This is a genomic window from Streptomyces sp. NPDC042100 (assembly GCF_055582325.1).
In genome coordinates this window covers 564,256-589,489 of sequence record NZ_JBVJDK010000001.1, presented here as the reverse complement: position 1 = coordinate 589,489, position 25,234 = coordinate 564,256, and the positions used below count along the sequence as shown (strand labels likewise).

Annotated in this window: 18 protein-coding genes and 1 pseudogene; 7 read left to right on the top strand and 12 right to left on the bottom strand. The window is 75.0% G+C overall.

Translation table 11 applies throughout. The features are described from left to right. Nucleotides 1-324 precede the first annotated feature (324 nt). Genes ACZ6J5_RS02820 through ACZ6J5_RS02810 form a run of 3 tightly spaced genes read right to left on the bottom strand, consistent with a single transcriptional unit; the run spans nucleotide 325 to nucleotide 5,317 of the window. Entirely contained in the window at nucleotides 325-1,470 is a 1,146-nt protein-coding gene (locus ACZ6J5_RS02820; RefSeq protein ID WP_469386905.1) for a VWA domain-containing protein, read from the bottom strand. Beyond that, on the bottom strand, nucleotides 1,467-4,157 hold the full coding sequence (locus ACZ6J5_RS02815; protein WP_469386904.1) for a DUF5682 family protein: 2,691 nt from the start codon (nucleotides 4,155-4,157) through the stop codon (nucleotides 1,467-1,469). Before ACZ6J5_RS02815 ends, ACZ6J5_RS02820 begins: the two co-directional genes overlap by 4 nt. Next, nucleotides 4,154-5,317: an ATP-binding protein gene (locus ACZ6J5_RS02810; RefSeq protein ID WP_469386902.1), complete on the bottom strand. Its 1,164-nt coding sequence runs from the start codon at nucleotides 5,315-5,317 to the stop codon at nucleotides 4,154-4,156. The genes ACZ6J5_RS02815 and ACZ6J5_RS02810 overlap by 4 nt, the downstream gene beginning before the upstream one ends. Nucleotides 5,318-5,455: 138 nt before the next feature. Here ACZ6J5_RS02810 and ACZ6J5_RS02805 point away from each other — a divergent pair, with 138 nt between their 5' ends. Together ACZ6J5_RS02805 and ACZ6J5_RS02800 are read left to right on the top strand one after the other, a co-directional pair. Further along, complete coding sequence (locus ACZ6J5_RS02805) at nucleotides 5,456-6,814, top strand: SWIM zinc finger family protein (protein ID WP_469386900.1); 1,359 nt, start codon at nucleotides 5,456-5,458, stop codon at nucleotides 6,812-6,814. 66 nt (nucleotides 6,815-6,880) lie between these two features. Beyond that, nucleotides 6,881-8,473 (top strand): DUF5691 domain-containing protein, encoded by a 1,593-nt coding sequence (locus ACZ6J5_RS02800; RefSeq protein ID WP_469386898.1) that lies wholly within the window; start codon nucleotides 6,881-6,883, stop codon nucleotides 8,471-8,473. Between the two features lie 99 nt (nucleotides 8,474-8,572). Here ACZ6J5_RS02800 and ACZ6J5_RS02795 read toward each other — a convergent pair whose 3' ends face one another. Continuing rightward, nucleotides 8,573-8,983 carry a cobalamin B12-binding domain-containing protein gene (locus ACZ6J5_RS02795; protein WP_469386896.1) on the bottom strand — a complete coding sequence of 137 codons (411 nt, stop codon included), beginning with the start codon at nucleotides 8,981-8,983 and terminating at the stop codon, nucleotides 8,573-8,575. A gap of 223 nt (nucleotides 8,984-9,206) precedes the next feature. On the opposite strand from ACZ6J5_RS02795, the gene ACZ6J5_RS02790 reads away from it, so the two are divergent. Together ACZ6J5_RS02790 and ACZ6J5_RS02785 are read left to right on the top strand one after the other, a co-directional pair. Next, the gene (locus tag ACZ6J5_RS02790) at nucleotides 9,207-10,073 is read left to right on the top strand and encodes an esterase/lipase family protein (RefSeq protein ID WP_469386894.1); all 867 of its coding nucleotides are present in this window, start codon (nucleotides 9,207-9,209) and stop codon (nucleotides 10,071-10,073) included. Between the two features lie 206 nt (nucleotides 10,074-10,279). Beyond that, nucleotides 10,280-11,806, top strand: coding sequence for a M23 family metallopeptidase (locus ACZ6J5_RS02785; protein WP_469386892.1), 1,527 nt, complete (start codon nucleotides 10,280-10,282; stop codon nucleotides 11,804-11,806). A 106-nt stretch (nucleotides 11,807-11,912) separates the two neighbouring features. Here ACZ6J5_RS02785 and pcrA read toward each other — a convergent pair whose 3' ends face one another. Both pcrA and ACZ6J5_RS02775 read right to left on the bottom strand, forming a co-directional pair. Beyond that, nucleotides 11,913-14,387, bottom strand: coding sequence for a DNA helicase PcrA (gene pcrA, locus ACZ6J5_RS02780; RefSeq protein WP_469386890.1), 2,475 nt, complete (start codon nucleotides 14,385-14,387; stop codon nucleotides 11,913-11,915). Between the two features lie 71 nt (nucleotides 14,388-14,458). Then, nucleotides 14,459-14,812, bottom strand: a complete 354-nt coding sequence (locus ACZ6J5_RS02775; RefSeq protein ID WP_469386888.1) for a hypothetical protein — start codon at nucleotides 14,810-14,812, stop codon at nucleotides 14,459-14,461. Between the two features lie 341 nt (nucleotides 14,813-15,153). Between ACZ6J5_RS02775 and ACZ6J5_RS02770 the strand changes: the two genes are divergently transcribed. Continuing rightward, the gene (locus ACZ6J5_RS02770; RefSeq protein WP_469386886.1) at nucleotides 15,154-16,242 is read left to right on the top strand and encodes a C40 family peptidase; all 1,089 of its coding nucleotides are present in this window, start codon (nucleotides 15,154-15,156) and stop codon (nucleotides 16,240-16,242) included. A gap of 10 nt (nucleotides 16,243-16,252) precedes the next feature. Here ACZ6J5_RS02770 and ACZ6J5_RS02765 read toward each other — a convergent pair whose 3' ends face one another. Both ACZ6J5_RS02765 and ACZ6J5_RS02760 read right to left on the bottom strand, forming a co-directional pair. Next, nucleotides 16,253-16,957, bottom strand: coding sequence for a response regulator transcription factor (locus ACZ6J5_RS02765; protein ID WP_362480740.1), 705 nt, complete (start codon nucleotides 16,955-16,957; stop codon nucleotides 16,253-16,255). Beyond that, the gene (locus ACZ6J5_RS02760; RefSeq protein WP_469386880.1) at nucleotides 16,954-18,222 is read right to left on the bottom strand and encodes an ATP-binding protein; all 1,269 of its coding nucleotides are present in this window, start codon (nucleotides 18,220-18,222) and stop codon (nucleotides 16,954-16,956) included. The genes ACZ6J5_RS02765 and ACZ6J5_RS02760 overlap by 4 nt, the downstream gene beginning before the upstream one ends. A 167-nt stretch (nucleotides 18,223-18,389) precedes the next feature. Between ACZ6J5_RS02760 and ACZ6J5_RS02755 the strand changes: the two genes are divergently transcribed. Beyond that, nucleotides 18,390-19,862 (top strand): PspC domain-containing protein, encoded by a 1,473-nt coding sequence (locus ACZ6J5_RS02755; RefSeq protein ID WP_469386878.1) that lies wholly within the window; start codon nucleotides 18,390-18,392, stop codon nucleotides 19,860-19,862. Further along, nucleotides 19,849-20,109 carry a hypothetical protein gene (locus ACZ6J5_RS02750; RefSeq protein ID WP_469386876.1) on the top strand — a complete coding sequence of 87 codons (261 nt, stop codon included), beginning with the start codon at nucleotides 19,849-19,851 and terminating at the stop codon, nucleotides 20,107-20,109. Before ACZ6J5_RS02755 ends, ACZ6J5_RS02750 begins: the two co-directional genes overlap by 14 nt. Here the strand turns inward: ACZ6J5_RS02750 and ACZ6J5_RS02745 are convergent. From ACZ6J5_RS02745 to guaA, 4 genes and pseudogenes are all read right to left on the bottom strand, one after another. Next, a pseudogene (locus tag ACZ6J5_RS02745) lies at nucleotides 20,019-20,468 on the bottom strand (DoxX family protein); the annotation flags it as partial. The gene ACZ6J5_RS02750 and the pseudogene ACZ6J5_RS02745 overlap by 91 nt on opposite strands. A gap of 511 nt (nucleotides 20,469-20,979) precedes the next feature. After that, entirely contained in the window at nucleotides 20,980-22,218 is a 1,239-nt protein-coding gene (locus ACZ6J5_RS02740) for a hypothetical protein (protein ID WP_469386874.1), read from the bottom strand. A 161-nt stretch (nucleotides 22,219-22,379) separates the two neighbouring features. Beyond that, nucleotides 22,380-23,174 (bottom strand): class II aldolase/adducin family protein, encoded by a 795-nt coding sequence (locus ACZ6J5_RS02735; RefSeq protein WP_469386872.1) that lies wholly within the window; start codon nucleotides 23,172-23,174, stop codon nucleotides 22,380-22,382. Between the two features lie 207 nt (nucleotides 23,175-23,381). Continuing rightward, complete coding sequence (guaA, locus tag ACZ6J5_RS02730; RefSeq protein ID WP_469386869.1) at nucleotides 23,382-24,977, bottom strand: glutamine-hydrolyzing GMP synthase; 1,596 nt, start codon at nucleotides 24,975-24,977, stop codon at nucleotides 23,382-23,384. Nucleotides 24,978-25,234 lie beyond the last annotated feature (257 nt).

Here is a 25,234-nt window from a genome sequence, read left to right as displayed (position 1 = left end):
CAACGGAGCGGTGATACGGGTCACAGAACGTAGGCCCGCCGAGGCGTTCCGTGGGGGACGCCCCGGGCGCCCGAAGGCCCCTTGTGGCAGGCGGGGAGCGGGGGTTGCGCCTCGCGCGGCGCGCCGGGGCGCGGAGACGGGGGCACGGGGACCCGACTGTGATATGGGCCTCAGTGCGGCTCCGGGGGCCCCTCCGGGTGGCACGCGGACGACGGATTCCGCACCGCCCGCCGGGACCTTCCGCCCCTCGGGTCTCCTCTCCGGGCGCCCCTCGGGTCTCCTCTCCGGGCGCCCGTCCGGTCTCCTCTCCGGGCGCCCGTCCGGTCACCCCTCGGGTATCGGCAGCGGCCGCTTCTCCAGGGCGGCGGCCATGACCTCCGGGAAGAGGTCGGGGGTGCAGGCGAAGGCGGGGGCGCCGAGCGCGGCGAGCGCGGCGGCGTGCTCCCGGTCGTAGGCGGGGGCGCCCTCGTCGGAGAGGGCGAGCAGGCACACGAACTGCACCCCGGACGCCTTCATCGCCGCGACCCGCTTCAGCATCTCGTCGCGGATGCCGCCCTCGTAGAGGTCGCTGATGAGGACGACGACGGTGTCGGCGGGGCGGGTGATCCGCGACTGGCAGTAGGCGAGCGCCCGGTTGATGTCCGTACCGCCGCCGAGCTGGGTGCCGAAGAGGACGTCGACGGGGTCGTCGAGCTGCTCGGTGAGGTCGACGACGGCGGTGTCGAAGACGACGAGGCGGGTGGCGATCGCGCGCATCGAGGCGAGGACGGCGCCGAAGACGGAGGCGTAGACGACGGAGGCGGCCATGGAGCCGGACTGGTCGACGCAGAGGACGACCTCCTTCCGCACCGCGCGGGCGGCCCTGCCGTAGCCGACGAGCCGCTCGGGGACGACCGTACGGTGCTCGGGGAGGTAGTTCCCCAGGTTGGCGCGGATGGTGCGGTCCCAGTCGATGTCCCGGTGGCGGGGGCGGCTGATCCGGGCCGACCGGTCCAGGGCGCCGGTGAGGGTGGCGCGGGTGCGGGTGGCCAGCCGCTTCTCCAGGTCGTCGACGACCTTGCGGACGACGGCCCGCGCGGTCTCCTTGGTGGTCTCCGGCATCGCCTTGTCGAGGGAGAGCAGGGTGCCGACGAGGTGCACGTCCGGCTCGACCGCCGTCAGCATCTCGGGCTCCAGGAGCAGCGCGGCGAGGCCGAGACGGTCGATCGCGTCGCGCTGCATGACCTGGACGACGGAGCTGGGGAAGTACGTGCGGATGTCGCCGAGCCAGCGGGCGACGGAGGGCGCGGAGCCGCCGAGTCCGGCCGCGCGCTCCCGGCCACCGGGCGCCGGCTCCCGGCGGTCGTAGAGGGCGCCGAGGGCGCGGTCCATGGCGGCGTCGGTGCCGCCGAGGTCGTGTCCCGTGCCGTCGGCCGGCCCGCCGCCGAGGACGAGCCGCCAGCGGCGCAGGCGCTCGGGGCCGAGAGTCATGCGGGGACCTCCGTACCGAGGATGAGGTGCAGCAGGGGCAGCACGCCGTCGGCGCGCTCGGGGTCGGGGGCGGCGGCGAAGCCGGGCGCCGCGGCGGCGGGCCGGGCGGCGCGGCCCTCGGCGGGGCCGCGCGCGACGAGCTCGCCGAGGGTGCGGCGCACGCCCGGCTCGTAGGCGGCGAAGGTGCGCCGCAGCAGCGGGAGGACGTCGGTGAACGCGTCCGCCGGGACGCCGCTCAGCCAGCCGTCCACGAGCGCGAGCAGCCGCTCGTCGTGGACGAGCAGCAGCCCGCCGCCGGAGGCCCCGCCGACGAAGCCCTCGATCCACGCGGCGGCCTCGGCGGGCGGCACCCCGGGCGAGAGCGCGAGCCCCATGGTCCGGGCCGCCTCGTCCTCCCCGAGCCGCCCCTCGTCGAGCAGCAGCCGCGCGGCCCGCCCCCGCACCACTCCGGCCACCCCGTCCCGCCCCACGATCCGCCGCAGCACCCCGGCCCACCGGTCGACGAGGGAGGGAGCGGCGGGGACCGCGGGGGCGGGGGCGGGGGTGGGGACGGCAGGGGTGGGGGTAGGGACGGATGGGACGGGAGTGGGGGCCGCGGAGACGGCAGGGGCGGAGACGGCAGGGGCGGGGGCGGCAGGGGCGGGGGCGGCAGGGGCGGGGGCGGGGGTGGGGACGGCTGAGACGGGGGCGGGGGCCGCGGAGGCAGGGGCGGCGGGGGCGCGAGGGGCCGGGTCCGCCGGATCGATCGGGCCGCCGGCCGGATCAGCCGGACCCACCGGGTTCACCGGGCCCGCCGGATCGGCCGGGTTCGCCGGGGCTGCCGGGGCTGCCGGATCAGCCGGATCAGCCGAATGAGCCAGGCCCGTCAGGTCCACCGGACCGTCCAGGCCCACCGGACCGGCCAGGCCCACCGGACCGGCCAGGCCCGCCGGGAGGAGGGCGATCGAGGCGTGGACCGCGTCCAGGTGGGCGCGCATCTCGGTGGCCGCGTCGGCGTCGAGGCCGGCGCAGGCCGGGGGGAGGCCGACGCAGATCCGCTCGGCGAGGCCCGTGGCGACCTCGCGGAGCGCGGTGGTGTCGGTGGCGCGCACGTCGCCGTAGCGCAGGGCGCGGGCCAGGGCGGGCAGGGCCTGGGCGAGGTGGGCGACGTCGGTGTCCAGCGCGGCGCGGTCGGCGAGCGCCCCGAGGACGGCGGGCAGGGCGTCGGTGAGCCCGGCGTGCAGGCAGCGCTCGGCGAGGGCGGTGAGCGCGGCGAGGTCCGGCGCGGCGGCGGCCCGCGCCTCGGCCCGGGCGGTCGCGGCGGCCTCGACGGTGGTGCCCCACACGCCCGCCTCGGCGACCCGCACGTGCAGCTCGGGCTCCCAGCGCAGCCGCCAGGCCTCCCGGAAGGTGCCGGTGGACGCGCGCACGGCGGCGGGGGCGCCCCAGTCGACGCCGAGCAGCAGCAGCCGGTGGAGCAGCCGGCTGCGGGCGGCGTCGGTGTCCCCGCGCAGGTCGAGCTCCAGCTCGCGCGCCTCGGCCTCGGGCTTGAGCCGCAGGCTCCGCTGGAGCCGGGCGAGGTCGCGCTGGAGCGGCACGGCGGGCGCGTCGGCCGGGACGCCGCCGAGGACGTCGCCGATGACGAGCCGGTCGCGGACCAGGTCGAGCGGGACGTCGGAGCCCTCGCACATGACGGCCCGCACGGCGTCGGTGGTCTCGCCGAGCCCGGCGCAGGGCCGCCCGCGCATCGCGGCGAGCGTGTCGGCGAGCCGGACGGCCTCGATGACGTGCGCGGAGGAGACCGGCAGGTCCTCGGCCCGGAGCAGCCCGGCGACCTTGGTCATCCACCGTTCGAGCGGGCGGTCGGGGGCGCCGAAGAGGTGGGCGTACCAGCCGGGCGCCTCGATGCCCGCCCCGTAGCCGGAGCGGCGGGCGAGCCGGCGGTGGGTCCAGGGCACCCAGGTCACCTCGGTCCTGACCTTGGGGAGTCCCTTGAGCAGGGCCCGGTCGGCGGTGACGGTGGTCGCGCGGCGCAGCGCGGGGACGTGCCAGGCTCCGCAGACGACGGCGAGGTCGTCGCCGAACTCCTTGCGCGCGGCGCGCAGCCGCAGCCGCATGTGGGCCTCGCGGACGAGGTCGCGCGGGTGTCCGCCGTGGCCGTACGCCTCGCGGAGCGCGCCCATCGCCTCGGCGAGGGCCTCGAAGGGGGCGAACGGGTCGCTCCCGCCCCGCAGTTCGACGACGTCCTCCCACCAGCGCTCGGCGTCGTCGTACCCGGCGGTGTGGGCGAGCTCGGCGACGGGGTCGACGCGCAGGGCCCGGCCGTTGGTCTCCTCGGGGGCCGGTTCGGCGGCGGCTTCGGGGGCGGCGAGGGTGTGGGCGGCGGGCAGGTCGACGAAGCGGACCTCGGCGCCGTGGCCGAGGGCCCAGCGGATCGCGACCCACTCGGGCGAGAACTCCGCCATCGGCCAGAAGGCGGCGCGGCCGGGGTCGTCGACGGCGTGCGCGAGGAGGGCGACGGGGGGCCGCATCCCGGGGTCGGCGGCGAGCGCGACGAGGGCGTCGGCCTCGGGCGGCCCCTCGATCAGGACGGCCTTGGGCCGGCCCGCCTCCAGGGCGGCGGCCACGGCCCGCGCGGACCCGGGCCCGTGGTGCCGCACCCCGAGCAGCAGGGGTCCGGGCGCGCCGGGGGCCGGGGCTCGGGTCACGCCGTCACCTCGCGGCAGGCGCGGTAGAAGTCCTTCCAGCCGTCTCTCTCCCGGACCACGGTCTCCAGGTACTCCTGCCAGACGACCCGGTCGGCGGCCGGGTCGCGGACGATCGCGCCGAGCAGCCCGGCGGCGACGTCGGCGGAGCGCAGGACGCCGTCGCCGAAGTGGGCGGCGAGGGCGAGCCCGCCGGTGACGACGGAGATCGCCTCGGCCGTGGAGAGCGTCCCCGAGGGGGACTTGAGCTTGGTGCGCCCGTCGGCCGTGACCCCGTCGCGCAGCTCGCGGAAGACGGTGACCACCCGGCGGATCTCCTCGACGCCTTCGGGCACGGCCGGCAGGTCGAGCGAGCGGCCGATCTGGTCGACCCGCCGGGCCACGATGTCCACCTCGGCGTCGGGGGTGGCGGGCAGCGGCAGCACGACGGTGTTGAAGCGGCGGCGCAGGGCGCTGGACAGCTCGTTGACGCCTCGGTCGCGGTCGTTGGCGGTGGCGATGAGGTTGAATCCGCCGACGGCCTGGACCTCCTGCCCGAGCTCGGGGATCGGCAGGGTCTTCTCGGAGAGCACCGTGATGAGGGTGTCCTGCACGTCGGCGGGGATGCGGGTGAGCTCCTCGACGCGGGCGGTCAGGCCGGCGGCCATGGCGCGCATGACGGGACTGGGCACGAGCGCGTCGCGGCTGGGCCCGTGGGCGAGCAGCCGCGCGTAGTTCCACCCGTAGCGGATGGCCTCCTCGGGGGTGCCCGCGGTGCCCTGGACGAGGAGGGTGGAGTCGCCGCTGACGGCGGCGGCCAGGTGCTCGGAGACCCAGGTCTTGGCGGTGCCGGGCACGCCGAGCAGGAGCAGGGCGCGGTCGGTGGCGAGGGTGGTGACGGCGACCTCGACGATCCGGCGCGGGCCCACGTACTTGGGGGTGATCACCGTGCCGTCGGGCAGGGTGCCGCCGAGGAGGTAGGTGGCGACGGCCCAGGGCGAGAGCCGCCAGCGGGTGGGGCGCGGGCGGTCGTCGGCGGCGGCGAGCGCGGCGAGTTCGTGCGCGAAGGCGTCTTCGGCGTGCGGCCGGAGCACTTCGCCCGCCGCGCCGTCCGGGGCGCCTTGCGGGGCACCGTCCGTGGCGTCGGCGGCGGCGCGGTCCGTGGTGGTTTCGGGCAGGGTCATGGGTCCCCCTCCAGATCGTTCGACCTGCTGTACGAACCACGGTGCACCATGCCACTGACAATCGGCCCCACCCTCCGCCCCACCCGTGGAAACCGCAGGTGGGAGCATGTGTCAGTGGAGGGTCGTACGGTCGTTCCCATGGACGAACAGGGGGAGCTCTGGACGGCGGATCAGGTGCTGGCACTGGCTCCTGACGACGCCTCACGCAGAGCGGGAAGCAAGCTGGGCACGCCCGGACCGTGGTCCGGCACGGGCGGCGGCCGGGGGGCCGTGTGGGGCCTGTGCAAGGGCAGCGGGCGCACGCCGTACCGCACGGTCGTGGACACCACGGGCCCGGCGTACCAATGCAGTTGCCCGAGCCGCAAGTTCCCGTGCAAGCACGCGCTGGGGCTGCTGCTGCTCCGGGCCGGCGGCGACGTGCCGTCCGGCCCCGGCGACGCGGCCGGGGCGCCGGACTGGGCCGCGAGCTGGCTCGCGGGCCGCCGCGAGCGGGCGGAGGCGGCGCGGAGCACCGGGCGCGCACCGGGCGCGGGGCCCGCCGACCCGGAGGCGGCGCGCCGCCGGGCCGAGCGGCGGGCGGCGCGGATCACGGCGGGGGCCGAGGAGTTGGAGCGGCGGCTGGCCGATCTGCTGCGCGGCGGCCTGGCCGCGGCGGAGCGCTCGGGGCCCGGGGCGTGGGAGGAGACGGCGGCACGCATGGTCGACGCGCAGGCGCCCGGCCTCGCGGGCCGGGTGCGGGAGCTGGGGGCGGTGGCCGGCTCGGGCCCGGGCTGGCCGGTGCGGCTCCTGGAGGAGTGCGCGCTGACCCATCTCCTGGACCGGGCCTGGCTGTCGGCGGACCGGCTCCCCGAGCCGCTGGCGGCGACGGTGCGGACCCGGGTGGGCCTGACGGCCCCGCCGGCCGGCCCGCTGCTGCGGGACCGCTGGCTGGTCCTCGCGCAGTACGACGCCGCCGAGGGCAAGCTGACGGCCCGCCGGGTCTGGCTGCACGGGGAGGCGACGGGCCGCACGGCCCTGCTGCTCTCCTTCGGGGCCGCGGGCCGCGCCCCGCAGCTCGCCCTCCCGGTCGGGACCGTGCTGGACGCGGAGCTGCGGGGGTACGAGGGCGGGGGCGGGCTCCGCGCGGAGCTGGTCGAGCAGTTCGGCGCGCCCGCGCCCGCAGGGCCCCCGCCGCGCGGCGGCACGGTCGGCGCCGCCCTCACCGCGTACGGGCACGCGCTGCGCGAGGACCCGTGGCTGGACGCCTGGCCGGTGACGCTGGCCGGCGTCGTCCCGGCCCGCGCGGAGTACGGCTGGCAGCTCGCCGACGCGGCGGGCGCCGAGCGGGAGGCCGTGCCGCTGACCCGCGCCGCCCAGGCCCGCCCGGGGCTGTGGCGGCTGGTGGCCCTGTCGGGCGGCGCGCCGCTCACGGTCTTCGGCGAGTGCGGCCACCAGGGCTTCACCCCGCTGGCCGCCTGGTCGCCGGACGCGCCCGGGGAGACGGTGCCGCTGGTCTGACCCCCTGGAACCGCACGGAACCGCACCGCATCTGTCTCGGAAACCCCCTGCTGAAGGAGGGCTGTCATGGTGGCCATGGACGCCTGGGAAGAGCTCGTCACGTCGGCGCTGCTGGGCACCGACCGCAGACCGCACGGGGGCGCTTCCGGGGACGCGGCGGCCGTCGCGCTGCTGGACGCCGCCGCCGTGCACACCGTACGGCGACGGGCGGGGCTGCGGCCCGGCCCCGCCGCCGCGCCGCTGGAGCCCGCGCCCGAGGACGGCCGCAGGCCGCTGCCGGAGGCGGCCCGGCGGCGGCTGGCCGGGCTGCTCGCGGGCCGGGCGGCGCCCGCGCCCTCCGGGGGGCGGCGGGGGGCCGCGCCCGACCTGGCGGAGCTGCTGCCGCAGTGGCTGGCCGCCGCGCACGAGCGGGGCTACCGCGCCCCGGCGGCGGCGCTGCCCGCGCTCCTCGACGCGGCCCGCGCCCGGACCGACCTGCGGCCCCAGGCGCTGGCCTTCGCGGGCCCGCGCGGGCTGTGGCTGGCCGGGCTCAACGCGGAGTGGAAGTTCGCGCTGCGCGGCGCGGGCGGCGGCGGCGCGCTGCCCGAGCCCGGCGACGCGGCGGCGGTGGCGGCGCTGTGGGAGGAGGGCCTGTTCGCGGAGCGGGTGGCGCTGCTGGCGGCCGTACGGGCCTGGGACCCGGCCGGGGGCCGCGCGCTGCTGGCCGCCACCTGGGGCACGGAGCGGGCCGAGGACCGGCTGATGTTCCTGGACTCGCTGCGCGCGGGACTGTCGGACGAGGACGAGGAGTTCCTGGAGGCGGCGCTCGACGACCGCAGCCGCAACGTGCGCGCGATCGCCGCCGAGCTGTTGTCGGCGCTGCCCGGCTCGGCGCTGGCCGCGCGGATGGCGGAGCGCGCCGCGTCGTGCGTCTCCCTGGACCGTACGCGCGGGGAGGCGGCGATCGTGGTCGAGGCGCCGCACGAGTGCGACGCCGGGATGCGGCACGACGGGGTGACGGCCACCCCGCCCACGGGCCGGGGCGAGCGCTCCTGGTGGCTCGGCCAGCTCGTCGAGGCGGCGCCGCTGCACTGCTGGCCGGCCCGGTTCGGGGGGCGCGGGCCCGAGGAGATCGTGGCGCTGCCGGTCGCCGACGACTGGCAGGCCGAGCTGCACGCGGCCTGGTGCCGGGCGGCGGTGCGGCAGCGGGACGCGGACTGGTCCCGGGCCCTGCTGGGCTCCCCTTCGGCCCCGCAGGCCACCGGGCCCGGCACGTCCTCGCTGGCCGAGCGGGCCAAGCTGCTGTCCACGCTGCCGGAGCGGGAGCGGGCGGGCTGGGTGGCCTCGTTCATAGCGGCGCACGGTCTGTCGGAGGCGTTCCAGCTGCTGGGCGTGTGCGCGGTGCCGTGGGCGGCGCCGCTGGGCGGGGCGGTGGTCGACGCGCTGGACATCGCGCGGGACGCGGGGAGTTACCCGTGGAGCTTCAGCGGGGTGATGGGCCTCGCCGAGCGCTGCCTCTCCCCCGACGCCGTCCCGCAGCTCGCGGCCCTGACGGCCCTCCCGGCCGAGGAGGAGGACGCCTCCCCGGGCGCCGGGGGCTATTGGTCGGAGGCCTTCCAGCGGCTCGTGGCGACGCTGGGCCTCCGGGCGACGATGCACGCGGAGCTGGCGGAGGACTGAGCGGGACGCGACCGCGCGCGAGCGGACCCGGTCCGGGATACGGGGGAGCGGCCGGCGCGCCCCGCGCCGGCCGCTCCCGCGGCCTCCCGCTCGCTCGGCTCAGGCGGCGGCCACGCGGACGTTCGCGTTGACCCACTCCACGATGGAGCCGGTCGTCGCGCCCGGGGTGAAGATCTCGGCGACGCCCTTCTCCTTCAGCGGCGCGATGTCCGCCTCGGGGATGATCCCGCCGCCGAAGACCTTGATGTCCTCCGCGTCGCGCTCCTTCAGCAGCTCCAGCACCTTCACGAACAGCGTGTTGTGCGCGCCCGAGAGGATCGAGAGGCCGATCGCGTCGGCGTCCTCCTGGATCGCGGTGTCCACGATCTGCTCGGGCGTCTGGTGCAGCCCGGTGTAGATGACCTCCATGCCGGCGTCGCGCAGCGCCCGCGCGATCACCTTGGCCCCACGATCGTGGCCGTCGAGACCCGGCTTGGCGACCACCACTCGAATCGGACCGGTCACGCCCATCAGTGCCTCCACATGCGACCCCCGCGCCTGGCCGCGGGAAAGTGAACGAACGTTATCGCCAGCATCCCGCAAGCGGCCGTTTCGCGGTGGGCAGCGAGGGGGAAATCACACGTGGGACATCGTTCGCTCCGCTGAGGAGCCGCCACGGGGTCGCCGTATCACCGCGCCGCCAGCCGCACGGCGCGGGGATGCGGCGCCTTCCGTCCCGGGACGGAGGCCGTCGATGGAGCTCATCCCCACCGAGGTCGCCGACCGCGTGAAGGCCACCGCTCTGGAGCTCGCGGTCCTTGCCGGACACCTGGTCCTCTACCCCTCCGGGCTCGTCTCCGAACGCCGCCCGCGCGGCCCGGTCGCCGAGCGGGACACGCCGGCCCGCCGGCCGGTGGTGCTGCTGCACGGCTTCGTCGACAACCACTCGGTCTTCGTGCTGCTGCGCCGCACCCTCGCCCGGCACGGCCGTGAGCACGTCGTGTCGCTGGACTACTCCCCGTTCACCTGCGATCTGCGCACCGCCGCCGAGCGGCTGGGGCGGCTGGTCGAGGAGACCGGGGAGCGCACGGGACAGGCCGAGGTCGACCTGGTGGGCCACAGCCTGGGCGGGCTGATCGCGCGCTACTACGTGCAGCGGCTCGGCGGTGACGCCCGGGTGCGCACGCTGGTCATGCTGGGCACCCCGCACGCGGGCACCGCCTTCGGCCCGCTGGCCGACGCGCATCCGCTGGTCCGCCAGATGCGGCCGGGCTCGGCGGTGCTGCGCGAGCTGGCGGGGCCCGCGCCGGGCGTCCGGACGCGCTTCGTCAGCTTCTGGAGCGACCTGGACCGGGTGATGGTGCCGGTCGAGACCGCGCGCCTGGACCACCCCGACCTGATCACGCACAACGTGCGGGTGAGCGGCATCGGCCATCTCGCGCTGCCGGTGCACCCGGCGGTCGCGGCCGGGATCCTCGCCGCGCTGGACGACGGCGACCCGGCCACCGGGACAGCCGGGGCTGCCGGGGCTGCCGGGGCTGCCGGGGCTACCGGGGCTGCCGGGGTCGCCGGGGTCGCCGGGGCCGCCGACGCGGCCCCCGGCACCGGCGCGGTGGCGTGACGGCACCCGACCGGAACGTCGGCCTCCCCCGTTCCTCGAACGTTCCTCGAACACAGAGCCAAAGCTCTCCCCACCGGCCGCCGAAAGACGGCCGATCGCCCGTTTCCCCGCGGCTCGAAACCCGCGGAAGATTGTCGGGCGCGCATACCGCCGGGTACAGTCACGCCACTGCTTGACCCCCTGCCCCCGAGGCGAGAGAGAAGTTGGTGAACGACCAGCACCCCCACGCCGGGTACGTCACGGACGCCACCCAGACCACCGGGAGCTTCACCGCGGATCCGCGGTTCGGCGGTTACGACGCCGATTACGCAGCGGGTCTCAGCGCAGGTCAGAGCATGTACGGCGGCTACGCCGAGCACACCGGGTACGCCGACCCGAACGGTTACGCCGGGCACACCGACCCGAGCGGCGCCTGGGACACCGGCTCCTACGGCTCCTACACGGCCACCGGCCAGTGGGACGCCAGCGCGTGGAGCGAGGCGCAGCAGACCGGCCAGTACGAGGCCGTGGCCTTCGCCGCCACCGCGTACGACACCACGGGCCAGTGGACGGCGCCGGGCTTCGAGACCGGCACCTACGACATGACCGCCGCGACCGCCTGGCACCAGGCGCCGACGCAGGAGCCGGTCGTCCCGCAGCAGTACACCCCCGGCCCGGAGCACACCGCCGAGTTCGACGCGTACGCCGCCGAGGTGCCCGGACCCTCCGAGCACACCGAGCACACGGCGTATGTCGACCACACCGACTACGCCGAGTACTCCGAGACCACGCAGGTCCCCGCGTATGAGGGGTACGAGGCGTACGGCGCGGACACCGGCCTCGCGGCGGACGCCGCCGCGGACCAGGACGCGGAGCTCCACGCCTTCCACGCCGCCGAGACCATGGTCGCCCTGGAGGTCCTGCCGGAGGGCGCCGGCTCCGCCGAGGAGCTGCCGCCCGTCGCCGGACGTCCCGCGCGCCGCTCCTCCGGCGGTGGCGGCGCCCGAGGCCGGCGCCGTACGCCCGCCAAGCGCTCCGCGCTCCTCACGGTCGCCGTCCCGTCCGCCTGTGTCATGGGCGTGGCCGGGATCGCCGCCGCCTCGGTCGGCGGGCTCACCGACTCCGGCGCGGACACCAAGGACAACACGACCACCATGGCCGCCGCCGACCCGGCGTCCGTCAAGGAGGTCGCCGCCAACAGCAAGCTGGACACCCAGCTCGCCGCGCTCAGCGCCGACGCCCGCAGCTTCGGCGACCGCGCCAGCCGCACCCAGGAGCGCATCGACCTGCGGCTGCGCCAGGACGCGGAGAAGAAGAAGCGCGAGGAGGAGGCGGCCCGCAAGGAGGCGCTGCGGCCGAAGTTCATGCTTCCGGTCAAGCTGCACCAGCTCAGCGCCCGCTTCGGCCAGTCCGGCGTCAACTGGATGTCCGTGCACACCGGCATCGACTTCCCGGTGCAGTACGGCACCCCCGTGATGGCCGCGACCGACGGCACCGTGCGCACCCAGTGGAACAGCGCCTACGGCAACATGGCGATCGTGACCATGGCGGACGGCACCGAGACCTGGTACTGCCACCTGAGCAGCACCAAGATCCGCTCCGGCAAGGTCAAGGCCGGCGAGGTCATCGCGTACTCCGGCAACTCCGGCAACTCCACCGGCCCGCACCTCCACTTCGAGGTCCGGCCGAACGGCGGCGCGGCGATCGACCCGCTGCCCTGGCTGCTCAGCCGAGGTCTCGACCCGACCAGCTGACGGGCGACAGCCGACAGCCGAAACGACGCGTACGAGGAAGGGCCCCACCGGATACCGGCGGGGCCCTTCCCCCGTTCCCTCGCCCAGGGCCGGGGGCCCGGGTGGACTACAGCTTCTCGACCGGCGCGTACCGCAGCAGCAGGCGCTTGGGCTTCTCGTCGCCGAAGTCGATCGTCGCCTGCGCGTCCGCGCCGACGCCCTGGACCGCCATGACCGTGCCCAGGCCGAACTGGTCGTGGGTGACCCGGTCGCCGGCCTGGAGCGAGATCACCGGCTTGTCGCTGGTGCGCCGGGTGGCGAAGCCCGAGGGGCCGGAGCGGGCGCGCGAGGAGGACAGCGAGGAGGTGATCCCCGAGGTCGGCCCGGCGGGCTTGGCCATGGGGCCGGTCCGCTTCCACTCCAGGTAGGCCGGCGGGATCTCCTCCAGGAAGCGCGAGGCCGGGTTGTACGAGGGCTGGCCCCAGGCGCTGCGCATCGCGGAGCGGGTCAGGTAGAGCCGCTCGCGGGCGCGGGTGATGCCGACGTACGCGAGGCGGCGCTCCTCCTCCAGCTCCTTGGTCTGGCCGAGCGCGCGCATGTGCGGGAAGACGCCGTCCTCCATGCCGGTGAGGAACACCACCGGGAACTCCAGTCCCTTGGCGGTGTGCAGGGTCATCAGGGTGATGACCCCTGAGCCGTCCTCGTCCTCGTCGGGGATCTGGTCGGAGTCGGCGACGAGGGCGACCTTCTCCAGGAACTCGGCGAGGGTGGCGGGCTCTTCGCCACGCTCCTGCTCGAACTCCAGGGCCACCGCGGCGAGTTCCTGGAGGTTCTCGATGCGGGTCTCGTCCTGCGGGTCGGTGGAGGCCTGGAGCTCGGCCAGGTAGCCGGTCCGCTCCAGCACCGCCTCCAGCACCACGGCGGGCCCGGCGCCGGACTCGGCGATGGTGCGGAGCTCCTCCATGAGCGTGTTGAAGCGCTTGACCGCGTTGGCGGAGCGGGCCGCCATCCCGTACGCCTCGTCGACGCGCTTGAGCGCCTGCGAGAAGGTGATCTTCTCGCGCAGCGAGAGGGCGTCGATCATCGCCTCGGCGCGGTCGCCGATGCCGCGCTTGGGGACGTTGAGGATGCGGCGCAGCGGCACGGTGTCCTCGGGGTTGGCGAGGACGCGCAGGTAGGCGAGGACGTCGCGGACCTCCTTGCGCTCGTAGAAGCGCACGCCGCCGACGACCTTGTAGGGCAGTCCGACGCGGATGAAGATCTCTTCGAAGACGCGGGACTGGGCGTTGGTGCGGTAGAAGACGGCGACGTCGCCCGCCTTGGCCGCGCCCGTGTCGGTGAGCCGGTCGATCTCGTCGGCGACGAACTGCGCCTCGTCGTGCTCGGTGTCGGCGACGTAGCCGGTGATCTGCGCGCCCGCGCCCGCGTTGGTCCACAGGTTCTTCGGGCGGCGGGACTCGTTGCGCTCGATGACCGCGTTGGCGGCGGAGAGGATCGTCTGGGTGGAGCGGTAGTTCTGCTCCAGCAGGATCGTCGTCGCGTCCGGGTAGTCCTCCTCGAACTGGAGGATGTTGCGGATGGTCGCGCCGCGGAAGGCGTAGATCGACTGGTCGGCGTCGCCGACCACGCACAGCTCGGCCGGACCGAGGTCCTCGTACCCGGTGCCGACGAGCTCGCGGACCAGGGTGTACTGGGCGTGGTTGGTGTCCTGGTACTCGTCGACGAGGACGTGGCGGAAGCGGCGGCGGTAGTGCTCGGCGACGTCCGGGAAGGCCTGGAGCAGGTGGACCGTCGTCATGATGATGTCGTCGAAGTCCAGCGCGTTGGCCTCGCGCAGTCGCGCCTGGTACATCCGGTACGCCTCGGCGAGCGTCTTCTCGAACCCTCCCCCAGACTCCGTCTGGGAGACGCCCCCAGCGGCCTGGTCGGCGAAGGTCTCCTCGTCGATCAGCTCGTTCTTCAGGTTGGAGATCTTGGCGCTGAAGGACTTCGGCGGGAACTTCTTCGGGTCGAGGTCCAGGTCCCGGCAGACCAGCGCCATCAGGCGCTTGGAGTCGGCGGCGTCGTAGATCGAGAACGACGAGGTGAAGCCCAGCTTCTTCGACTCGCGGCGCAGGATGCGCACGCACGCGCTGTGGAAGGTCATGACCCACATGGCGTTGGCGCGCGGGCCGACGAGCTGCTCGACGCGCTCCTTCATCTCGCCGGCGGCCTTGTTGGTGAAGGTGATCGCCAGTATCTGCCCGGGGTGGACGTGCCGGCTGCCCAGGAGGTGGGCGATGCGGTGGGTGAGCACGCGCGTCTTGCCGGAGCCGGCCCCGGCGACGATGAGCAGCGGGGTGTCCGTGTGCACCACGGCGGCGCGCTGCTGCTCGTTCAGCCCCTCCAGGAGCGCGGCGGTGTCCACGACGGGCCGGTGGGCGCCGTCGCGGTAGTAGGCGTCCCGCTCGGGCGGGGGCGCGTCCCAGTGCTCCCCGAAGAGGGCATGCGGGACCTCCTCCGCGGCCGGGGCGCCGTGCTCGTGGTCCTCGGGCGGGGGCGGGGGCTCCTCCGAGTGGTTCCGGAGGCTCGCCAGGAAGCTGTCGTCAAAGAGGCTGCTCATCGCCTCACGAGTCTAGGACGCCGCACCGACAGTCCGCTGCCGCCTCCGGAAGCGCGAAGGAAAACCGCAGGTCAGACCCAGAGGGTGGCGATGAAGATGTTCGCCATGGTGAGGCCGCCGACGGCGCCGAAAAGGGCCTTGTCGACCTTCTCCTCGTCGCGCTTGACGTAGACCAGGGCGAGGATCACCACGAGGACGGCCAGCTTGATGCCGACCTTGACGTTGTTGACCGTGTGGCCGTCGGCCTGGTTGAGGCCGACGAGCGCGAGGCCGGTGACGAGCATGGTGAGGGCGCCGTGCAGCATCGCGGGCACGAAGCGGGCGGTGCCCGCGCCCATGGCCTTCATCTGGGTGAGGAAGCCGCCCAGGAGGCAGGCGATGCCGATGATGTGCAGGGCGACGAAGACATTGATGAGGACGTCCATGGGGCGGAGCCTAACCGGGGCCATAGCACCGGCTTCCGGGCGGGTCCACCTTCTCCCGCGCTTCGGTCAGCGGCCGCCGCGAGCGCCGCCGGACCCTCCCTGGGAACGGACGAGAACGGTCGGAAGACATCAAGTACCGCCAATAGCGGTCAACTCCCTGCCCCCGCACGGCGGCCAGGTTTAGCGTCCTGCCCCAGGTGACCGGCTCCCCACCTCCGCCGTCCGGCGGCTGCCGGTCGCCCCCGCCGAGAAAAGACCGGCGGCGGTCCGTCCCCCTGTGCGGACCGTCGCCGGCCCCGGCGGGCCGCGTCCCCCACGGGGAGAGGATGTGACCCGCCCTCGTGGCAGCGCACCGCAAGCCCAAGCAGACCCTCCTCGGCGGCCCGGCGGCCCGTACCGCCGCCACCCTGGTCCTCGCCTCCGCGGCGAGCGCGACCGTCTTCCAGGGCTCCGGGCAGGCCGCGCCTCGGCCGACCCCCGCGCAGGTCAAGACCGAGGTGGACCGGCTCTACGAGCAGGCCGAGGCCGCCACCGAGAAGTACAACGGCGCCAAGGAGAAGGCGGACCGGGCCCGCGCGGCCTTCGACGGGCTGCGCGACCAGGCCGCCCGCAGGACCGAGCGGCTGAACCGGTCCCGGGACGCGCTGGGCGCCGTCGCCGCCGCCCAGTACCGCTCCGGCGGGCTCGACCCCGCCCTCCAGCTCGCCCTCACCTCCGACCCGGACCAGTACCTGGAGCGGGCCGCGCTGGCCGAGAAGGCGGGCGACCGGCAGGCCGCCGCCGTCACCGCCGTACGGCGTGAGCTCGCCGCCGTACGGCAGCTCCGCAGCGAGTCCGAGGGGCGGCTGCGCGAGCTGCGCACGCAGGAGGCGGACCTGCGCCGCCAGAAGGCGACCGTCCAGGGGAAGCTGGACGAGGCCCGCACCCTGCTCGACCGGCTCACCGCCGAGGAGCGGGCCCGCTACGAGGCGGCCGTCGCCTCGGGCGGGCACGGCGGGGCCGACGGGCTCGCCGCCCCGGGCGCCACGACGGCCAGGGCCGACCGCTCGGCCGCGATCCGGGGGCCCGTCACCGCCCCCACCTCGCGCGCCGCCGCGGCCATCGCCTTCGCCCAGAAGCAGCTCGGCAAGCCGTACGTGTGGGGGGCGACCGGCCCCTCCGCCTACGACTGCTCCGGGCTCACCCAGGCCGCCTGGCGCGCCGCCGGGGTCTCGCTGCCCCGCACCACGTACACCCAGATCAACGCGGGCACCCGGATCTCCCGCTCCGAGCTGGCCCCCGGCGACCTGGTCTTCTTCTACTCCGGGATCAGCCACGTCGGCCTCTACATCGGCGGCGGCCAGATGATCCACGCCCCGCGGCCGGGCGCCCCGGTCCGGACCGCCCCCATCGACGAGATGCCCTTCGCGGGCGCGACCCGGGTGAGCTGAGGCCCCGGCGTCAGACCAGGCGGCGGGCGGTGGCCCAGCGGGTCAGCTCGTGCCGGTTGGAGAGCTGGAGCTTGCGCAGCACCGCCGAGACGTGGGACTCGACCGTCTTCACCGAGATGAAGAGCTGCTTGGCTATCTCCTTGTACGCGTAACCGCGGGCGATCAGCCGGAGCACCTCCCGCTCCCGCTGGGTCAGCCGGTCCAGGTCCTCGTCCACCGGCGGCGCGTCCGTGGAGGCGAAGGCGTCCAGGACGAAGCCCGCCAGGCGCGGCGAGAAGACGGCGTCGCCCTCCTGGACCCGGAAGACCGAGTCGACCAGGTCGGTGCCGGTGATCGTCTTGGTGACATAGCCGCGGGCGCCGCCCCGGATCACGCCGATGACGTCCTCGGCCGCGTCGGAGACCGACAGCGCCAGGAAGCGCACCGGGTCCTCGGCCGCCGCCATCAGGCTCGCGCAGCGGCGCAGCACCTCGACGCCGCCGCCGCCCGGCAGGTGCACGTCGAGGAGGACGACCTCGGGGCGGGTGGCCGTGATCACCGTCACCGCCTGGTCGACGTCGGCGGCCTCGCCGACCACCTCGACGCCCGTCACCTCGGTACGGCCGATCTCGGCCTGCACCCCGGTGCGGAACATCCGGTGGTCGTCGACGAGCACGACCCGCACCCGGCGCCCCGTGCCCTGCGCCGCCGCCCCGCTCTCGGTCCCGTCGCTCATCCGTCCGCCCTCTCCATCTCGAGCTCCACTTCGGTGCCCCCGCCCGGCACGGACCTCAGCCGCGCCGATCCGCCGTTGCGCTGCATCCGGCCGATGATCGATTCTCGTACGCCCATGCGGTCGTCCGGAACCGCGTCCAGGTCGAAGCCGGGACCCCGGTCCCGCACCGAGACGAAGACCGTCCGGCCCTCGACCTCGGCGTAGACCTGCACCGGCCCGCCCTCGCCACCGTACTTGGCCGCGTTCACCATCGCCTCGCGCGCGGCCTGCATCTGCGCCCCGAGCCCCTCGTCGAGCGGGCAGTCGCCGACGACCACGACCTCCAGCGGGACGCCGTGCTTGTCCTCGACCTCGGCGGCGGCCCGCTTGACCGCATCGGCGAGGGTGGCGGGCTCCTCGTCCTCGTCCTTGCCGGTGCCCTCCGGCTTGTACAGCCAGTTGCGCAGCTCGCGCTCCTGGGCGCGGGCCAGCCTGCGGACCTCGCCGGGGTCGTCGGCGTTGCGCTGGATCAGGGTCAGGGTGTGCAGGACGGAGTCGTGCACATGGGCCGCGACCTCGGCCCGCTCCTGGGCCCGGATGCGCAGGGTGCGCTCCTCGTTGAGGTCCTGCGACATGCGCACCAGCCAGGGCCCGGCGAGCAGCGCGATGCCGGTGAGGACGGCGACGGCGGCGGTGAGGGCGGTGCCGAGCTGGGCGACGGAGCCGCGGACCACGAGGAAGACCGCGAGGCCCGTGCCGACCAGGGCGACGCCGACGAGCCCCCGGACGAGCTGGAGGACCCGTCTGCGGCGGCCGGGGTCGGTCCAGCTCGCCCGGCGGGCGTTGTCCGCCTGGCGCCAGACGAGGACGACGCCGACGCCGATCAACAGCGAGGGCCAGACATAGCGGCCGGCCTGCCGGTCGACGTTGATGCTGCCGATGAAGGAGGAGAAGCCGATCGCGAGCGCGATCAGGGCGAGGACCTGGCCCTTGTCGGGCTTGCGCAGCCGTCGGCGGCCGTCGGCTGTGGTCTCGAAGACGGGGCGGGGCGTGGCCCGGCCGCCGACCCCGAGCGGGACGACGATCCAGAACACCGCGTAGAGCACCGCGCCGAGGCCGTCCGTGAGCATGAGGACCGCGAAGAACGCGCGGACCCAGATCACGGGCAGCCCGAGGTGTCCGGCCAGGCCGCGCGCGACACCGCCGAGCCACCGGCCGTCGGCGCTCCGGTAGAGCCTGCGGACGGGCGGTTCGTCGGTCTCTGCGACGCGGGCGGCTGCGGACATGCACTGATCGTCACACGTCCGGCGGGTCCGGGACATCAGGGTCCGCCCGGATATCGGCCCCGGAGCGTTCTCGGGGTCGGCTCGGGGTCGGACCCCGGCGGAAGATCAGGGTCAAGGCAGGGTCGGTCCCGGTGCCGCCGGGGGTCACGGGGCGTCACCATGGAGCCATGACGAGTTCGACGCCTTCGCACCACGAGGCCCCGCCGCCGGCGGAGGGCCCGCCCGCCCCTCCGCTGCGCAGGTCGCGCGGCCAGAAGGTGGTGGCCGGGGTGTGCGGCGGGCTCGGCCGGCACTTCGACCTGGACCCGGTGCTGTTCCGGATCGTGCTCGGCGTGCTGTCGGTGACCGGCGGCGTCGGGCTGATCTTCTACGGTTTCGCGTGGCTGCTGCTCCCGTTCGCGGACGAGGAGGAGAGCGAGGGGCGCCGGCTGCTGACCGGCCGGGTCTCCGGCTCGTCCCTGACGGCCGTGCTGATGGCCCTGGTGGGCTGCGGGATCTTCCTGTCGATGCTGCACAACGGCGGGACGCTGGGCTTCGCCCTGGTCCTGTCGGTCGCGGTGAGCGGGGCGGCGGTGTGGTCGCTGCGGCGCCGCTCGGTGGCCGCGACCGCCGAGGAGGGCGGCCGGATAGACGCCACCGCCGCGCTCGCCGTCGCCGAGGCACCGCCCGAGACGAAGGCGCCGCCCGTGATGGACTTCCCGTCCTGGTGGCGGGACCCGATCGTGAAGGACGGCTCCACCGGCAAGGTCGCCATCGGCTACATGTGGGGACCGCACGGGGTCCTGGACGCCGAGGGCAAGATCGACGGCGTGGTGCCGACGCCGGGCAGCCAGTGGGGCACGCCGTACGACGAGCCTGAACGGCCCACGCCCTCGACCCGGGTCGGCGCGAAGCCGCCGTCCATCGGCGGCCTGGTGTTCCTGCTGGCGCTGGTGGCGGGCGGGCTCGGCACGGGCCTCTCCTGGCACGGGCATCCGCTGGGCACCAGCCTCCAGATCGGGCTGGCCGCCGCGCTCGCCGTGTTCGGCCTGGGCCTGGTCGTCAGCAGCCTGCTCGGCAGGACCGGCTTCGGCACGGTGTTCCTCACGCTGGTGACGGCGGGCCTGCTGGCGGCGGCCTCGGCGCTGCCCAAGGAGATCTCGACGGAGTGGATCCGGGAGACCTGGCGCCCGGCGGCCGTCGCGGCGGTGCAGCCTCGGTACGAGCTGGGGCTCGGCGACGGCACGCTCGACCTGTCCGCCGTGCCCGTCCCCGCCGGGGTGACGGTGTCCACCGAGGCGGAGGTCGGCGCGGGCCGGCTGAAGGTGATCGTGCCGGAGAACGTCACGCTGAAGGTGCGGGCCCAGGTGGGCCTCGGCGACATCCGCTTCCCGGCGGAGCCGGCGCCCGCGGCGCCCTCCCCGCCCGTGCGGCCCACGGCTCCGGCGCCGTCCACGGCGGGGGCCTCCACGGCGCCCCCGACGGCACCCGCGTCCCCGACGCCCGTCGCCACGCGGCCGGTGGACGACATCGACATCGCCCCGGATCTCGACGAGACCCGGACGTTCCCCCCGCCGCCCGGCGTCCCCGCCGGCGGCACCCTCGACCTCTTCCTGAAGGTCGGGGCCGGACAGGTGGAGGTCATCCGTGCGGGTTCATGAGTTCCGCCCCGGGCGGCTGGTCCTCGGCCTCGCCGCGCTCTGCCTCGCGGCCCTCTTCGCGGGCGACGCGGCGGGCCGCTGGTCGGCCCCGTGGTTCGCGGTGATCCCGGTGCTCTGCGGCGCCCTCGGGCTCGCGGCGCTGACGACCTGGATCGCCTACGGGATCCGGCGGCGCTCGGCAAGCAGCGCGTCGAGCGACAGCAGCGGGGCCCCGGCGAGCAGCAGCGGCAGCCAGGACATCAGATAGGCGAGGTCGTTGCCGAGGTAGTACGGGTTCACCTGCCAGCTCACGGTGAGCCAGAGACTCAGCGAGATCAGCGCCCCGCCGAGCGCGGCGACCCGGGCGTACAGCCCGAAGAGGGTCCCGAGGCCGACCAGGAGCTCGCCGAGCGCGATGGCGTAGCCGAAGCCGACGGGGCTCTTGAGAGCGAGGTCGACGAGGGCCGGAAGCGCGGAGGAGTCCCGCACCCCGTGCATCAGCTCGCCGAGCGAACCGGGCCCGGAGTCGGCGAGGAAGCCGGCGGTGGTCAGCTTGTCGAGCCCGGCGTAGATGAAGGTGACACCGAGGAAGATCCGCAGCGGGACCAGCGCGTACCGGGAGGCGAGCGCCTTCCACGCCCCACCCCCGGCCTCGGCACCGGACCGGGCCCCGGCCCCAGCGCCTGCCCCGCCCCCGGCACCGGCGCCGGCCCCGGCGCCTGCCCCGCGCCCGGTCCCGGTCCCGGTCCCGCCGAGGCCACCGCGCCCCCCGGAGCCACCCGATCCCCCGGGGCCCCCAGGACTGCCAGCGCCGCCGAAGCCTCCAGAACCCCCAGCGCCCCCAACATTCCCAGGACCCCCAGCTCCTGCAGCGCCTCCAGCTCCCCCAGCTCCCCCAGCTCCCCCAGCGCCAAGGTCCCCGGACCCTCCGTCCGGGTTCATCGCTCCGTCGTCCGCTCGTCCCGTCATCTCCGGCCGCCTCTCCGTGCCCCGCGTCCTGACCGCTTCCTGACCGCGTTCTGACCGCTTCCTGCGCGGCTCCTGCGCGGTTCCTGCGTGCGTCACCGGTCGCGCCGTCGCGCGGGCCGGGTCCGAGGAACGATTCTCCTCGGATTCCCTGTGACCGGGCGGGTGGGGCTCAGTCGACGACGTCGATCGTGACCCGGTTGGTCTCGACCCCGGCGGCCGTGACGACCGAGACCTCGACCCGGCCGGGCTCGACGTCGACCGGGAGGGGCACGGTCAGCTCGGTGTCGGCCGGGTTGGCGAAGCCGCCGGGGACGGGGACCAGCGGGACGTGGGCGTGGACCGGGCCGATCCGGACGACCAGCCGGGTCAGCGGCTCCGGACCGGCCGCCCCCGCGGGGACGAAGCCCGTGCCGCGGATCTCGATGTCGTCGCCGGTCCTGATCGGGGCGTCCAGATCGCCCGCCTCACGCGCCCGGACCACCGAGAAGATCTTCGGCCGCCCGCCCTCGGCGCACTTGGCGGCGAGGTAGATCCCGGCGGAGACGACGAGCAGCAGCACGAGCGACCAGGGCAGCTCGGGCAGCCGGTCCGGGGTGCGGCCGAGCCGGACGGCGGCGAGCAGCAGCACGGCGGCGGAGACCAGGACGTACTGCGCGTCGGTGAGGCAGGCGCGGCCGTCGTCGTCGCAGAGGAGGTCGGCGGGGCGGGGGCGGTCGGCGCGGACCTTCTGGAGCCGCCGGGCGGCGACCCGCAGCGAGACGATCAGGCGAGCGGTGACGGCGACACAGGAGACCGCGCCGAAGACGACGAGCAGCCCGGCGCCCCGGCGCAGGCCGAGGTCGACGCCGGGGGCGCCCGCAGCCAGCCGGAGGGAGAGCAGCAGCACGGCGTAGACGCAGAGCAGCAGCCAGCAGGCGGCGACGGCGCGGGAGGTGGAGAGCCGCCGGTCCTCGCCGACGAGGGGCGCGAGGACGCCGCCTCGCTCGCGGTGCAGCCGGGCGGCGGCGGTGAGGGCGAGGGCGGGCAGGACGGCGGCGCCGAGCGCGGCGGTGCGGGTCCCGGTCCAGCCGGTGCCGACGGCGGTGAGGGCCTGGCCGAGGAGCAGCGCGAGGACGGCGCCCCAGACGGCGGCGAGGGTGCCTCGGTAGACCCGGCCGGGCCGGGCCGCGCCCGCTTCCCGGCCGCGCGCGGTGACGGTGCGGGCGGACTGGGCGAGTTCGTCGGAGACCCACTGCCGGGAGGCGACCGGCGAGTGGGCGAGGGCGGCGGGGACGCCGTGCCCGGTGGCGAGTTCGTCGCGGCGGGCGAGGAAGGCGGCGACGGCGCGCCGGTGGCCGGAGCCCTCGCAGTGCGGGCAGTCGCCGCCGTCCTGATCGGCCCCGCACTGTCTCGCCTCTTGCACCGCCACGGCGCCGCCCACTTCCCGTTCGCCCGGCCCGCCCGCCGCCGGCTCGGTCAACTCACTGTTGATTCCTGGGAATTGTGCCGTACCTCGTGCGCATTCGGGGGGCTCTGCACACCCCGCGCGGGAGTGATTGAAGAGTCATCACATTGACGTAAAGACACGTTCTACGACAGGAGTTCGGGCTCCGTGCGGCTGATCCGCCGCCACAGCGGCTGGTAGTTGATCCAGGCGACGAGGTCGCTGCCGAGCTGTTCGCGGGTGGCGACGGCGTCGCGGTGGTCGATGAGCACGGGCTTTCCCGCCGCCCGCGCGGCGAGCTGGACCTGGGCGCAGCGCTCCATGGCGATGAACCACCAGGCCGCCGCGTCCACGGAGGAGCCCACCGTGAGCAGCCCGTGGTTGCGCAGCACCATCGCCTTGCAGGGGCCGAGGGCGACCGCGATCCGCCGGCCCTCCTCGGGGTCCACGGTGACGCCCGTGTAGGCGTCGTAGAGGATGTGGTCCTGGTAGAAGGCGCAGGCCTCCTGGGTGATCGGGTCGATCATGTCGCCGAGCGCGGCGAGCGCCCGCCCGCTCGTCGAGTGGGTGTGGACGACCGCGACGACGTCGGGCCGGGCCCGGTGCACCTCTGCGTGGGCGGTGAACGCGGCCTGGTTGACGTGGTGGGCGCCGTAGACCACCCGCCCCTCGCCGTCGACCAGGATCAGGTCGCTCGCGGTGAGTTCGGCGAAGGGGGCGCCGAAGGGGTTCACCCAGAAGCAGTCGGGGTGCTCGGGGTCGCGCGCGGTGATGTGGCCGGAGACCCCCTCCTCGTACCCCAGGCGCCCGAAGACCCGCAGCGCGGCGGCCAGGCGCTGCTTGCGGTGGGTGCGCTCCTCGGCGGCCGTCGCGTGGACGGGCGGCATGGCGAAGTGGAGCTGCTCGACGGGCACGGGCACCGGCACCGGTATCTGGGTCATGCGCCGGAAGGTAACGCCCGTCCCCATAAGTCACCAGAGCCCGTACGGACCAAAGCGCGGCCCCGCGCGGAAACGCGGACCGCCGCCCCCGTGGCGTACGGGGACGGCGGTCTCGGGCGCTCGCACGAGGGCACGCGTACCTGGGCGATCACACCTGGGCGATCCCATCAGGGCGCTCCTTCGCGCGCGCTCACGCGCGGGGCGGGGTCACTCCCACTCGATGGTGCCCGGCGGCTTGCTCGTCACGTCGAGGACGACGCGGTTGACGTCGGCGACCTCGTTGGTGATCCGGGTGGAGATCTTGGCGAGGACCTCGTAGGGCAGCCGCGACCAGTCGGCGGTCATGGCGTCCTCGGAGGAGACCGGGCGCAGCACGATCGGGTGGCCGTAGGTGCGGCCGTCGCCCTGGACGCCGACGGAGCGGACGTCGGCGAGCAGCACGACCGGGCACTGCCAGATGTCGCGGTCGAGACCGGCGGCCGTCAGCTCCTCGCGGGCGATGGCGTCGGCGTCGCGCAGCAGGTCCAGGCGCTCCTTGGTGACCTCGCCGACGATGCGGATGCCGAGGCCGGGGCCGGGGAACGGCTGGCGCTGGACGATCTCCTCGGGCAGGCCGAGCTCCTGGCCGACCATCCGGACCTCGTCCTTGAACAGCTGGCGCAGCGGCTCGACGAGCTCGAACTCGATGTCGTCGGGGAGGCCGCCCACGTTGTGGTGCGACTTGATGTTGGCGGTGCCGGTGCCGCCGCCGGACTCGACGATGTCCGGGTACAGGGTGCCCTGGACCAGGAAGGCGACCTCGGGGCCCTCCTCCTGGAGGATCTCCAGCTGCGCCTGCTCGAAGACACGGATGAACTCGCGGCCGATGATCTTCCGCTTGGTCTCCGGGTCGGAGACGCCGGCGAGCGCGTCGAGGAAGCGCTGCTGGGCGTCGACGACGACCAGGTTGGCGCCGGTGGCGGCCACGAAGTCCTTCTCGACCTGCTCGGTCTCGCCCTTGCGCATCAGACCGTGGTCGACGTAGACGCAGGTGAGCTGCGAGCCGATGGCCTTCTGGACGAGCGCGGCGGCCACGGCGGAGTCGACGCCGCCGGACAGGCCGCAGATGGCGCGCTTGTCGCCGACCTGGGCGCGGATCGCGGCGACCTGCTCCTCGATCACGTTGCCGGTGGTCCAGCTGGGCTGGATGCCGGCGCCTCGGTAGAGGAAGTGCTCCAGGATCTGCTGGCCGTGCGTGGAGTGCAGCACCTCGGGGTGGTACTGGACGCCGTACAGCTTCTTCTCGTCGTTCTCGAAGGCGGCGACGGGCACCACGTCGGTGGACGCGGTGACGCTGAAGCCCTCGGGGGCGGCGGAGCAGGCGTCGCCGTGCGACATCCACACCGACTGCTCGACCGGGGTGCCCTCGAAGAGGGTGGAGCCGGCCTTGGAGACGTGCAGCGGCGTACGGCCGTACTCGCGGGCGCCCGTGTTGTCGACGGTGCCGCCGAGCGTGGTCGCCATCAGCTGGAAGCCGTAGCACATGCCGAAGACGGGGACTCCGGCCTCGAAGATCGCGCGGTCCAGGCGCGGGGCGTTCTCGGCGTACACCGAAGAGGGACCGCCGGAGAGGATGATCGCCTTCGGGTTCTTGGCCAGCATCTCGGCCACCGGCATGGTGGACGGGACGATCTCGCTGTAGACCCGGGCCTCACGGACGCGGCGGGCGATGAGCTGGGCGTACTGGGCGCCGAAGTCGACAACGAGGACTACGTCCGGGTTGGTGACGACGTCGGGCGCGGCAGCGGGGGTCGCTGATGACACTACGGCGGCCTTCCGGCGGTAGGAGCGGTTCCCCCGAAGGGGGGCTATTTGTCGATTCTACCGGCGAGCCACGGCCGGTTTTCGTCTCACCATCCGAACCCGGATTGCCCCTCGGCTCCCAAAGGGGTCCATACTGTCCCCATGCGCGAGCTCACGACCTACGTCTTTACCTATGGCAACCGGCCCACCGGCTGCCATGGTCGTGCTGCTTGAGCAACTGACAAGCGACTTCCGAGGCGCCCCGGGCCGACAAGGCC